The sequence below is a fragment of the Bacillus sp. FSL K6-0073 genome (assembly GCF_038006085.1).
GTDB lineage: Bacteria > Bacillota > Bacilli > Bacillales > Bacillaceae_G > Bacillus_A > Bacillus_A cereus.
Genome location: NZ_JBBOUN010000001.1, coordinates 2,257,297 through 2,270,359 on the forward strand (window position 1 = coordinate 2,257,297; position 13,063 = coordinate 2,270,359).

Below are 13,063 nucleotides of genomic sequence, written 5' to 3' on the forward strand. Positions count from 1 at the left end.
TTTAAAAGCGTATCATTTGAAATGAATGCCATATTCCATCAAAATAAAGGAAACAACAGTAAAGGAGTTGTATTTGTGATTCAATTTAATCATGTGTCAAAATCGTATGAAGATGGCACGAAAGCAGTGGATTCATTGCATTTAGAAATTAAAAAGGGAGAATTTTTTGTTCTTATCGGTCCGAGTGGTTGCGGGAAAACCACGACAATGAAGATGATTAATCGTTTAATCGAAACGACTGAAGGATCGATTTTAATCGATGGAAAAGATATTCAACAATATAATATAAACGAATTACGTTGGGATATAGGATACGTGTTGCAACAGATTGCTTTGTTTCCTCATATGACAATCGCTGAAAATATTGCAGTTGTTCCTGAAATGAGGCAATGGAGCAAAAAAGAAATTAAAGCACGCGTCGATGACTTGTTACATATGGTTGGATTAGAGCCGGATATATATCGAGATCGTATGCCTGATGAATTGTCAGGAGGACAAAAACAACGTGTCGGTGTCGTGCGAGCATTAGCCGCAAACCCGAAAATCGTTCTTATGGATGAACCATTTAGTGCGTTAGATCCATTAAGTAGGGAACAGCTTCAGAAGGATATTGTACAGTTGCAAAAAAAGATTCAAAAAACAATCGTGTTCGTAACACATGATATGCAAGAAGCATTATCACTTGGAGATCGCATTTGTATTATGAAAGAAGGAAAAGTTGTTCAACTAGATACACCAGAAGGAATTATACATAATCCGAAAAATGAATTTGTAGAGGAGTTCATTGGAAATCATGGGCGAACTTGGTATGAGGGGAAAAGTGTAGCAGATGTATTGCCACTTGATCAAAGTGTGCAATTAGAAGGGCAGGCGCTATCATTACATTCTTCCTTACAAGAAGCACTAGTTCGTGTGCGTGATGAAGAGGTCGTTCCAGTTGAAGAAAACGGTCAATATATTGGAGCGTTAACAAGTCGTCATATTGTCAATTACATTGTTGAACAAATGAAGGAAAGAGGCTAAACAGTGACTAATTTTATACAAACGTTCCAAGAACGAAAAATAGAATTACTAACTGCATTAAGTGAGCATTTACAAATATCGCTTATTTCATTATTTTTTGCAGTAATTATAGCAGTGCCACTTGGCATCTTATTAACAAGAAAAGAACGAATGGCTGAATTTATAATAGGAACTTCTGCAGTAATGCAGACAGTGCCATCACTTGCATTGCTTGGACTCTTAATTCCGTTAGTAGGAATCGGAAAACTTCCAGCGATTATCGCATTAGTTGTGTATGCACTATTACCTATTTTACGAAATACATATACAGGAATAAGGGAATTAGATGAATCTCTAATAGAAGCCGCGAAAGCTATGGGGATGAATAGTTGGAGAAGGTTGTGGAAGGTAGAACTTCCTCTTGCATTGCCTATTATTATGGCCGGTATTCGTACAGCGATGGTATTAATTGTTGGAACGGCTACATTAGCAGCTCTCATTGGTGCTGGTGGGCTCGGTAAGCTTATATTATTAGGTATAGATCGAAATGATCATGCACTTATCATTTTAGGGGCCGTACCAGCCGCGTTACTCGCTTTATTCTTTGATATAGTACTTCGCATACTTGAACGACCGAAACGCTCTTCTAAGCGTGTTATATTGACGATATGTATTGTTTGTATAATGATTGCTTCTCCATTTCTTTGGAGTACAGAAAAGAAAGATATTGTTATTGCGGGCAAACTTGGATCAGAACCTGAAATTTTAATTCAAATGTATAAGCAGCTTATTGAACAAGATACAGATTTACACGTACAATTAAAACCAGGTCTTGGGAAAACAGCATTTGTATTTGAAGCGTTGAAATCAGGGGAAGTAGATATATACCCAGAATTTTCAGGAACAGCTTTATCTACTTTCGTGAAAGAAGAACCAAAGAGTACAAATCGTGATGAAGTATATGAGCAGGCTCGCGTTGGAATGGAAAAGAAATATAATATGATTATGTTGAAGCCAATGGAGTATAACAATACATATGCACTAGCCATGCCGAAAAAAATAGCAGATCAAAAGAATATAAATACAATTTCTGATTTAGGGAATGTTGCGCAGGAAGCCAAAGTAGGATTTACATTGGAATTTGCTGATCGTGAAGATGGTTATAAAGGAATGCAAAAATTATATAACTATAAGTTCTCAAATGTTAAAACGATGGAGCCGAAGCTGCGTTATAGCGCAATTGAATCTGGAGATGTTAACGTAATTGATGCATATTCAACAGATAGTGAATTGAAGCAATACGGACTGAAAGTGCTAAAAGATGATAAAGGGTTATTCCCACCTTATCAAGGAGCACCATTATTAAGAAAAGAAACGTTACAGAAATATCCTGAACTTGAAAAGGTATTAAATAAATTATCTGGAAAGATTACAGATGAAGAAATGCGAAAAATGAATTATGAAGTTAACGTAAATGGTAAAAGTAGTGAAGAAGTCGCAAAACAATTTTTACAAAAAGAGAATTTACTTCGTTAAATTTACAAGAAATATACAAATTTATATGTTTGAAATGACCGTTCATTACAAAATGAGCGGTTTTTTTGTGCATACTTATACATTTTTTCAAAAAAGTATTCCATTTTTGCTCATTTTCTTTTAGAATAAGTAATGTTTTCCTGAAAAAATATAAGAGAAACGTCTATTAGAGAAAAAGGTGACTTTAATAGTTGAACGAACATAACACCTAGAATGACAGATGGGGTGGTACAAATAGAAAAGAAGTTAGGATTTTTTCCATTAATCGCATTAGTAGTTGGAACAATGGTTGGTGGCGGTGTTTTTAGTTTACCGCATGATTTAGCAGTAGGAGCAAACAGTGGTGCAATAATAATTGGCTGGTGTATTACAGCGATGGGAATGATTCCCCTTGCGCTCGTATATCAAACGTTAGCAAGACAAAAACCGGAACTTGAAGGTGGAATTTATAGTTATGCACGTGCTGGTTTTGGTGAATATATTGGATTTAATAGTGCTTGGGGATATTGGCTAGCAGGAATCTTAGGTAATGTCGCAACAATTATGTTACTGTTTAGTACATTAGGTTATTTCTTTCCAATTTTCAAAGGAGGAAATAATGTTGCGTCTATCGTTGGGGCATCACTTTTATTATGGACACTTCATTTTCTAATTTTATTTGGGATCCGTGAAGCTTCTATTATGAATGTTATCGCAACAATAGGGAAGTTAGTTCCAATCGTTTTATTTATTGTTGTAATGGTAACAGCCTTTCGCTGGGACACATTTACACATGATTTTTGGGGAGAAGGAACGATCTCACTTTCCGCTATACTTGGTCAAGTGAAAAATACAATGCTTGTAACACTTTGGGTTTTCATTGGAGTTGAAGGAGCGGTTGTATTATCTGGAAGAGCGAAGAATAGTCGAGATGTTGGTAAGGCAACAGTATTGGGACTTATTTTAGTAATGTCCATTTATATTTTAATTTCTGTCCTGTCAATGGGAGCTATGACAAGAGGCGAACTTTCTGTGTTAGAAACTCCGTCAATGGGACATGTATTAGAGCACGTTGTTGGCCCATGGGGTGCAGTTGCGATTAACATCGGATTAGTTGCTTCACTTGTCGGTACATTAATTGGCTGGTTTTTACTTGTTTCTGAAATTTCTCATGTAGCAGGAAAAGATGGCGTATTTCCGAAAGTCTTTACGAAAACAAATAAAAAGCAAACACCGCACATGGCATTATGGATTTCAAATGGTGTTGCCCAAATTATATTTATCATCGTTTTGTTTTCGGAATCGACATATCAAATTATGTATTTCATTGCATCAACATCAATTTTATTACCATATTTATTATCAGCGTTATTCCAATTTAAATTAGTCATTACAAACGAGCTAAAAGACGCAAAATTAAAAAACGGAGCGTTGGCTTTAATTGCTTCTATTTACTCTGTATGGCTTCTTTATGCAGCTGGTTTAAAGAATTTACTACTCGTTTCAATTGTGTATGGAATTGGAATTATTGTTTATACGTTTGCAAGAAAAGAACAAGGGAACCGTTGCTTTGTAGGTGCAGAGAAATATGTGATGTGGGCAATTATTGTTGCGGCTATCACATCCATATATATGTTATTAACTGGAAATATAAAAATGTAAAAAGTCCTTTTCATTTAAAGGGCTTTTTTCTTTGTTTAGAGAATATTTACTACATAAGATATTCAGGAGGGATGAGAATGGAAAAAAAAGAACAGTTGTCTAGAATAATTGATTTAGCTAGTGAGTTAAGGAAAGTATTAGTGCAAGAATCTTTTTTTAATCATCATCCTGAACTGAGAGGAGTCATTGAAAATTTAGCAAGTTCTGTTGAAAATTTGGCGGAATTACAAATAAGTAAAGATGAAAACGCTGAAGATCGATTACGTTACGTACTTGCGAAAATGAAAATTGCTCATAATGCAATTTTACAAGAGAAAAAAGCATTTCCTTCTCATTAATATAAGTTTTTATTTTGAACCTGGCGGATAACGTCAGGTTTTTTATTTCTAGTTTTTCGTTTCTTTCATACACTAAGAATAGTATGAAAAAAGAAGGTGACTAAGGTGAAATTACATAAAGCTCTTCAGCCAAGTTTTATAAAACGAATGTACTATATGAGATTTTTAGGGAAATTTACAAAAGCTGAGAAAGAGAAGAGTGGAGAGAATTTCTTTGTACAATGCTTATCGCCAATACCATTCACTTTACAGGAACAATTTACAAATGAACCATATGTATTTGAAGGGTTATGTAGCAATAAAAAGAATGAAAAAATCTTTTCGGAATTAAAGAAGAGGAAATTAGAAAAGCAACTAGTAATGTTTCGTCTTTATTATGAAAGAGGAAATGTATACGTGGAGTTAATATGTACAGAAGAACCGAAAGAAATAGCAAGCAGCTATAAAATGATTCCGGCACCTAAAGTTACAAATAATAAAAAAAGAGAATCTTTAGAACGAAAACTTAGCAACGGTTATTTATCATTTCTTATGCCAAAATTTCCGAAAGACTTTGAGCCTCCCGAATTATTGTGGCACGATGGAAGACTTTACGGAAACATATCCCTAAAGTCATCAATTAGCTCAATCGCCTATTTTGAACAGAAACGTGAATGTAAATATATAAACTGCAGTGACTGGACGAAGTATGTAGAAATAGCGGTAGAAGATCAATTATATTTTGTAAGTGATTATGTGTATGAGCAATTAAAAAAACGAATGCATGAAGAAGGTAAGCTAGTTGAAGTAGAGGATATAAAAGTACAAAAAGATGAATGGGAATGGGATGAGCGTGAATCGTCTTTTTTACAGTATGTACAAAGTATGGTGCATAATAAAGGGTTATATTTGGATGAAACGGATATTTATAATTTCCATATAAGTGTAAAAACAAATATGTTAACGATTCTTGGTGGTATACCGGGCGTTGGGAAATCACGGTTTGTGCAAACTTATGCAGAAGCATTAGGGTTACAGTATGGGGAAGAGTTGGTTTGGATTCCGATTTCGCCATCGTATCAAGAACCACATGATTTACTTGGTTACCTTCATCCAAATGGTACTTTTATTGAAAGTGAAACGAAGTTAGTTAGAACGTTAATGAAGGCGAAAGAAAATCCCAATCAATTGTATATAATCGTTTTTGATGAAATGAACATGTCTTATATTGAGCATTGGTTTACTCCGTTTCTATCTGTTCTTGAACTTGAAACAAAAAATCGTATTTTAAACTTGTATGAGGGTGTACAGGACATAGAGAATTCAATTCCATCAACAATTGAAATTGGAGAAAATATTATATTTGTAGGTACTGTGAATTTTGATGAAACAACAAAAGAGCTCTCTGATCGATTATTAGATCGAACGAACCTAATAACGTTACAGAAAATTCCGTTTTGTGAGATGGACATGGAACAGGGGAAAGTCGTATTACATCCACCTTTGAAAGTAACAGCGGGAGAATTTCGGATAAATTGGATGAGAAATAAAGCGATGATTGAAGTGTTTTCTGAAGAAGAATTAGAGCTATTAGATAAGTTGCATGTCGTATTGTCATCACATGACGCGTCTAAGGGAATTTCTTTCCGATGTGCAAATGCAATTGCGACTTATTTGCAAAACATACCGTTCCAAAATAATCATACCTATATGATCAGTAGAGAAGAGGGGTTTGATTTACAAATAAAGCAGCGTGTATTGACGAAAATCAGAGGGACCGAAATGATGGTTGGGCCTTTACTTTCTGAAGAAGCAAAAAGGGGGGCGACCTTAGTACCTCTTTTGCAATCTGCACTTGCAAACAGAGTATCTACATTTGAACACTCTTTAGCATATATACGAGAAAAACGTAGAGAACTGGAGCTGTATGGATATGCAAAATGAAGGGCGTTACGAAACAAAAATCGTTGATACGAATGAAACGCTCCCTTTTGTATTAAAGTTAATCATTGGAAATGAGGGGAAAGGAGATTATATTTTATTAAATCGTCTTTGTACATCTACTACAGCATTAGTTCAATGTATTTATAAAGTACAAGAATTAAAACCAATAAGATTGCAGTACAATTATGAAATTCCAATGAATATTACTTTTATATGGAATAAAGTATATGAGGGACAGAAAAATATAAAAGAGGCTCAATATGAAATAAATGAAAAAAAACAAAGAGTATTAATATATGAACATGGGAAAACAGAATTCTTTTATCCATGGCGCTGTGGTTTATACCATTTTGAAGTGCGTATAGAAGATACAACGTATTATGGCGCATTTCAAATCGTACCGAAAAACTTTTTTGATGATCAATTTGAAATGATTCAAGACTATGTGAAGTCAATTTTAAATGAGTTGATTTTGGATAGAGGTTACTATAAAAAGACCTTCTCTGCACTTAGCGATATTGAGGATTCTTCTTATTTAGTGTTACTTAGAAAGTTACCCCAAAAAATGAAAATGATAAAGCAAATCTTTAAGAAAATAGAATCAAGCTCAAAATTTATAAATGAATATAAATGGGAAGGAAAAGAGCGAAGGCCAACAAGAAAAGGAACTATAGTGGCAGAACGAAAACCTTATGCCAAACATTATAATCGTAAGTTTATGGAACAAAAAAATAGTAAGGAAAATGCATTTCTTAAATATAAAGCGATGCAATTTTATCATTATTTAATTGAAGCAAAAAGTTTTTTACGTCAAACAATTGAAATCTTAGAAAGAGAAAAAAAGAAAAAATCAGAAGAGTTTCAAGCCGTAAAAACGATTATACAAACAATTGAGCGTAATGGATCGGTAACTGATAGAGAGAAGCAAAAATATAAAAATATACATTTACTAAAAGAAGCCGATTTACGAAAGAGCTCAATGAAAATACAAGAATATAAAATATTGGCGCATATTGTGCATGAAAATGTACAATACTTTCAAATGTTAATGCATTCTTCGTTTTGGAGGGAAGTTACTGAAACAAGTAACATGAACTTACATGATTTACCGATACCACATCAACAATTACTACATCATTTAGAAGTACTCCCGCAATATACGGATCAATCTCCATCGTTATTATTTGTTTATAAGCCAACGTTTTTAGTGTATGAATATTACGCTTTTTTTATCGTTATTTCAATTTTAGAGCAAATTGGTTTTGAAGCTAGAAACTCTATCCGTGAACAAATACAAGAACATTTTTATGTAGATGGATTACAAGATGGAACGACAGTAGTTTTAGAACGAGATGATATAAAGGTGCATGTTGCATTTAATGACTTAATTGAAACACATCCTCTTATTGCATTAAGTAAAGGTAGTAATTTTTACAATGGTGAGGATACGAAGAAGCCAGATATTCGCTTAGACTGTTATGTAAAAGAAGATGGGAAATACGTATATAAATCTTCTATTATTATTGAAGTGAAGTATAGTCCAATGTACAATATTTTTCAGCACGTCGGAAATACGAAAGCAACTGAGCAAATGTATAAGTACTGGTCTATAAAGTATGTAGAAGAACAGGATGGAAAGCGAGTCTATTATCGAAGGTCAATTTATGAAGTCATTTGTGTATATCCAGGAAGCCATATGCATAGTAAAAAAATTGAGTCTGGATGCGGCGTTTTCTTGCAGTTATATCCATATAAGACGAAACAAGGGGAAGAGAAATTAGCTGGAAAACATGGGATGATACAAATTTTTGAAAAATGGTTAAAAAGCATTAAGAAGTAAAAGAAATCCTTTTTCATAAAGGATTTCTTTAGATTAAGAAGAATTATATGCTGTATGGAAAGAAACATAATGTAATTTAGATTTGAAAAGTGCTACAAATGTGTTATTAAAAGGAATGTGAGCGCGGGATAAAAGTCGATTAAATTGGAATCTAATTCATTTTGCAGAATATAATAAGTCATAAATATTTTTAGTTGCATACGAAGATTTGTTCTTATATGATAGATAGTGAAAGCGTTATCAAAAACAGAGCGGCGATGGGAAAGGCGGTTAAATATGTTCCAGCGTGTTCAAACAAAGGAAGAACATTTTGGGTTCGAGCAACTATGGGGAGATTTTTGTGAAGAAAGAAACTTAATGTTCGTAGAACGTAATTTAAATCCATCACGATTTTTATTAATAGAAGATGAACATCCTATTGGTACAGTAGAATGTATTAAGTATACGATACCTGAACAATCAAATTCTGAGTTTTTCTATCCGTTTTCTAAAAATGATTTAGTAAAAGATTTGAAGAATGTGTATGAAATAGGTAAGTTAAGTATTTCGAAAACGTCTCGTGGGAGAGGACATTTCAAAAGGCTAACAGCTATTTTATTTATACATGCGTTAGAAACAAAAGCTGAATGGTACATTGCAGCAGTAACAAAAAGAATGTATATGTATTTACTTACACTTGGTTTTCCAATTGAGCCAATAGATAATCCATTTCAGTTTCATGATACTTTACAAGGTGTACCAGTAAGAATTCATGCTCGAAAAGGGGTTACGCATTTGTATTCTTTAAAAGAATTTCGTGATGTGATTCAAGGGAATGCTCATGCACAGGCATTAATTGCAGAATACAGTAAAAATATTATGTTAACGAAATAAAGCGAAGTGAATATGTATAATAAAGAGAATAATATTTGTATAGGATATAACTCTTCATTAAAAAAGACCCTTATTATTTTAATAAGGGTCTAAAAATTATAATCCAAATATACTAAAAATCATTTTGCGGCGCTTCGGTTTCTTTTCTCGTTCATATGTTGGTTTTGAATCAGGAGTAATATAAATGGGTTCTTCTTTCGTTAGGGCAGCTTCTAACTTTTGAATTCGCTCTAACATTTCCTCCATTTCACGACGGTGTTGTAAAAGTTGGTACGTGACGACATCATTTGCCTTATCTTGCATTTGTTCTTCCATTCGATCAAGTCTTCTCGTAATAGTGTTTAATTGATCAGCTAATTGCTCAAAATCATTCGATGATATGTTTTGAACAATTGTATTAACTTGAGTTTTTAATTCCTCAACTTCATTTGAGGAAGCCTTTTGAGTAGATTGAGAATTTTGAGATTGCTCTATTTGAAATCGATGGTGTTCTAACATTTGATCGACATCCTCTTGTGTGAAAATAAAGTGGCCATATTTGTTTTTCTCTATCGTAAGATTTAATTGTTGTGCGATCCGGACAACAGCCTTTGGGCTAACACCTAATTTCTTTGCGATAAATGGTGTTTTATATTCCAAAATAATCCCTCCTATATATATCCTGTTGAATGATTTCGAGCTATGAAGTAAGTTCCCTTCTAGTGCGACAAAAGAAGTGTGGAATCGGCAAAGAAAGTGTTTTTTCACGAAATTGAGTTGAGAAGAATAGTTCGTTTAAATAAAAATGTTTTATCGTAACATTTAGAATAATTTGACGAGTGTAAATGAATTAGATTATCATAATGATAAATATCTTTTTTATGTATGCATATAATATATAAAAAGGTGGTTGCTAATGTAGAATTTTGTTAGAGTATTAGAATGCTTACTTCACTTGAATAAAATTAAGTAGGAGGTGGCTTCCTTGCTTACAATGTAAGTAAGGAAAAGTATTTGGACATATATAGTATAAGTATAGTGATTGTTTTAATTGCTTTAACGGCATTTTTCGTTGCAGCAGAATTTGCAATTGTTAAAGTGAGAAGTTCACGAATTGACTATTTAATTGCAGAAGGAAATAATCGTGCAAAATCGGTCAAAACAGTCATTACAAACTTAGACGAATATTTATCTGCTTGTCAGCTAGGAATTACTGTTACAGCTTTAGGAATTGGGTGGTTTGGTAAACCTGCGTTAAAGCAAATGTTTGATACGCTTTTTGCAAATTGGAATATCTCTACTCAACTAGCAGACATTTTTGCTGTGATTTTAGTGTTTTTGTTAATTACTTTTTTGCATGTTGTAATAGGTGAATTGGCCCCAAAAACATTTGCAATTCAAAAATCTGAACAAGTGAGTTTACTTGTTTCTAAGCCGTTAATTTTCTTTTATCGTATTGCATTCCCATTCATTTGGCTATTAAATGGTTCAGCTCGAATCATTACGAAGCTGCTAGGGCTAAAACCGCCGAAGGGACATGATGAGGTTCATTCAGAAGAAGAATTACGGTTGTTAGTTTCAGAAAGTTATAGAAATGGTGAGATTAATCAATCTGAATATAAATATGTGAATAAAATTTTTGAATTTGATGATCGGATTGCAAAAGAAATAATGGTACCTCGAACTGAAATGAATATTATAAGTAAAGAGATGTCTGCTGAAGAAGCTCTGCAAAAAATGTCTCGTGAAAAATATACAAGGTATCCAGTTGTTGATGGCGACAAAGACCACGTAATAGGTTTTGTGAATTTTAAAGATATTTTTACTGAATTTGTACAACATAAAGCTGTTAATAAGAAGACAGTAGAGCAATATATGAGACCAATTATTTTAGTTATCGATTCTATTCCAATTCATGATTTGTTTTTGAAAATGCAAAAAGAAAGAACACATATTGCTATATTGATAGATGAATATGGTGGAACATCTGGACTTGTTACTGTTGAAGATATTCTGGAAGAAATTGTTGGAGATATTCAGGATGAGTTTGATACGGATGAGCAGCCAGAAATTCAAAAGGTTAGTGAAACGAAGACGATACTAGAGGGAAAAGTACTTGTTAGTGAAGTAAATACGTTATTTGGTTTAGGGATTGATGATGATGGTGTTGATACAATCGGTGGTTGGATTTTAACGAAGAATATAGAGATTGCTGAAGAGGATTCCATTGAAATTGAAAATTATAAGTTTTGTGTGAAAGAATTAGATGGACATTATATAAAAAGATTAGAAGTTACAAAGATAGTAGAATCGATTGTTATTTTAGAAGATGAAAAACAAATTTCGTTACAAGAGCAAATTAGCTCGTAAACTCTGCTATATAGCAGAGTTTTTTTGAGCATAATGTTTTTTGAGGGATAGGAGCTATGATACAATGACATAAGTCAAACCTTTCACTAGGTGAAGTATTGTTGTATACATATATTTGGAAGGAGAAGAAGTATGAAAAAGCATTTATATATAAATGGAGACTGGAAATCTGTAAACACGTATAAACCATTGTACGCACCATATTCTGAAGAAACATTAGCGGAAATTGCACAAGGAACGGAAGAAGATGTAAAAGAGGCTGTTACTGCTGCAAAAAATGCAATGACAAAAATGAATACATTATCTGCATATGATCGTGCGACTATTTTAGAGAAAGTTGCACAAAAAATGGATGAAAGAAGAGAAGAATTTGCAGAGATTATTGCAAAAGAAGCTGCAAAACCAATACGTGCTGCAAGGGGAGAAGTAGATCGTACTGTTCAAACGTACAAATTTGCAGCTGAAGAAGCGAAGCGTATATATGGTGAGACATTGCCATTAGACGCCGCACCTGGTGCGGATGGGCGTATCGCATATACAATCCGAAAGCCGATTGGGGTTATAGGGGCTATTACACCATTTAATTTCCCATTAAATTTAGTAGCGCATAAAGTTGGACCAGCAATTGCTGCCGGAAATACAGTTGTATTAAAGCCAGCTGATCAAACGCCATTATCATCTTATGCATTAGTTGAGTTATTTGAAGAGGCAGGATTGCCAAATGGAGCTTTAAATATCATTTCTGGCCCTGGCTCCACGGTTGGTGAGGCCATCGTCAAAAATGATTACGTTGCTTCTATTACTTTTACCGGAAGTCCAAAAGTTGGAATTGGAATAAAACAAAAGGCTGGGCTAAAACGAGTTACGTTGGAACTAGGATCAAATGCTGCTGTTATCATTGATGAAGATGTAGAGTTAACAGATGAAATAATTGAACGTGTAAAATGGGGAGCATTTGTTAATAATGGACAAGTTTGTATTTCCGTACAACGTGTTTTTGTACATGAAACGAAAATGCATGAATTTCTTTCGAAGCTGAAGAAAGCGATGGAATCAGTTGTTGTTGGTGATCCACTGCTTGAGGAAACGGATGTATCAGCTTTAATTTCAAAAAAAGATGTAGAGCGAATTGATATGTGGGTTCAAGAAGCAATTAAGGAAGGAGCAACTGTTTTATGCGGTGGTAAAAAGCGCGATGCAAGAATTTTTGAACCGACTGTATTAACAAATGTTCCAGATCATGTATCTGTGCAGTGCCAAGAAGTATTCGGCCCACTCATGACAGTAAATACATTTAAAGAATTTGATGAAGCGATTGAACAAGTAAATAATTCGCGTTACGGCTTACAGGCAGGTGTATTTACAAATAATTTAGTTAAAGCAATGCGTGCAATTGATGAGCTAGAGGTTGGTGGTGTCATGATTAATGATATACCAACGTTCAGAGTAGATCATATGCCTTATGGTGGTGTGAAAGAAAGTGGTACGGGGCGTGAAGGAATTAAATATGCAATAGAAGAAATGACAGAAATGAAATTAGTATGTATTAAAAAATAAAATA

General features: G+C 33.8%; 10 protein-coding genes. 9 read left to right on the top strand and 1 reads right to left on the bottom strand.

Annotated features, from left to right (window positions below):
* Positions 1–75 precede the first annotated feature (75 nt).
* From MHB52_RS11865 to MHB52_RS11895, 7 genes are all read left to right on the top strand, one after another.
* A complete protein-coding gene (locus tag MHB52_RS11865) occupies positions 76–1,023 on the top strand; it encodes an ABC transporter ATP-binding protein (RefSeq protein ID WP_000614082.1) in 948 nt (315 codons plus the stop codon).
* A gap of 3 nt (positions 1,024–1,026) precedes the next feature.
* A complete protein-coding gene (locus tag MHB52_RS11870; protein WP_061663300.1) occupies positions 1,027–2,538 on the top strand; it encodes an ABC transporter permease/substrate-binding protein in 1,512 nt (503 codons plus the stop codon).
* A 213-nt stretch (positions 2,539–2,751) separates the two neighbouring features.
* Positions 2,752–4,179 carry a basic amino acid/polyamine antiporter gene (locus MHB52_RS11875; protein ID WP_000129444.1) on the top strand — a complete coding sequence of 476 codons (1,428 nt, stop codon included), beginning with the start codon at positions 2,752–2,754 and terminating at the stop codon, positions 4,177–4,179.
* A gap of 77 nt (positions 4,180–4,256) precedes the next feature.
* Complete coding sequence (locus MHB52_RS11880) at positions 4,257–4,517, top strand: hypothetical protein (RefSeq protein ID WP_000412089.1); 261 nt, start codon at positions 4,257–4,259, stop codon at positions 4,515–4,517.
* Positions 4,518–4,622: 105 nt separating this feature from the next.
* Positions 4,623–6,440, top strand: a complete 1,818-nt coding sequence (locus MHB52_RS11885; protein ID WP_000766199.1) for an AAA family ATPase — start codon at positions 4,623–4,625, stop codon at positions 6,438–6,440.
* The gene (locus tag MHB52_RS11890) at positions 6,430–8,280 is read left to right on the top strand and encodes a hypothetical protein (protein ID WP_016117746.1); all 1,851 of its coding nucleotides are present in this window, start codon (positions 6,430–6,432) and stop codon (positions 8,278–8,280) included. Before MHB52_RS11885 ends, MHB52_RS11890 begins: the two co-directional genes overlap by 11 nt.
* Positions 8,281–8,556: 276 nt before the next feature.
* The gene (locus MHB52_RS11895) at positions 8,557–9,153 is read left to right on the top strand and encodes a hypothetical protein (protein ID WP_000487794.1); all 597 of its coding nucleotides are present in this window, start codon (positions 8,557–8,559) and stop codon (positions 9,151–9,153) included.
* Between the two features lie 96 nt (positions 9,154–9,249).
* Here MHB52_RS11895 and racA read toward each other — a convergent pair whose 3' ends face one another.
* Complete coding sequence (gene racA, locus MHB52_RS11900; protein WP_000456022.1) at positions 9,250–9,792, bottom strand: chromosome-anchoring protein RacA; 543 nt, start codon at positions 9,790–9,792, stop codon at positions 9,250–9,252.
* A gap of 354 nt (positions 9,793–10,146) precedes the next feature.
* Between racA and MHB52_RS11905 the strand changes: the two genes are divergently transcribed.
* Complete coding sequence (locus tag MHB52_RS11905; RefSeq protein ID WP_002098489.1) at positions 10,147–11,502, top strand: hemolysin family protein; 1,356 nt, start codon at positions 10,147–10,149, stop codon at positions 11,500–11,502.
* A 132-nt stretch (positions 11,503–11,634) separates the two neighbouring features.
* The gene (locus MHB52_RS11910; RefSeq protein WP_000716457.1) at positions 11,635–13,059 is read left to right on the top strand and encodes an aldehyde dehydrogenase family protein; all 1,425 of its coding nucleotides are present in this window, start codon (positions 11,635–11,637) and stop codon (positions 13,057–13,059) included.
* The last annotated feature ends 4 nt before the right edge of the window (positions 13,060–13,063 follow it).

Coding starts and splice junctions, on each gene's coding strand:
- MHB52_RS11880 (WP_000412089.1), top strand. CDS start 4,257: ATGGAAAAAAAAGAACAGTTGTCTAGAATAATTGATTTAGCTAGTGAG.
- MHB52_RS11910 (WP_000716457.1), top strand. CDS start 11,635: ATGAAAAAGCATTTATATATAAATGGAGACTGGAAATCTGTAAACACG.
- MHB52_RS11875 (WP_000129444.1), top strand. CDS start 2,752: ATGACAGATGGGGTGGTACAAATAGAAAAGAAGTTAGGATTTTTTCCA.
- MHB52_RS11890 (WP_016117746.1), top strand. CDS start 6,430: ATGCAAAATGAAGGGCGTTACGAAACAAAAATCGTTGATACGAATGAA.
- MHB52_RS11895 (WP_000487794.1), top strand. CDS start 8,557: ATGTTCCAGCGTGTTCAAACAAAGGAAGAACATTTTGGGTTCGAGCAA.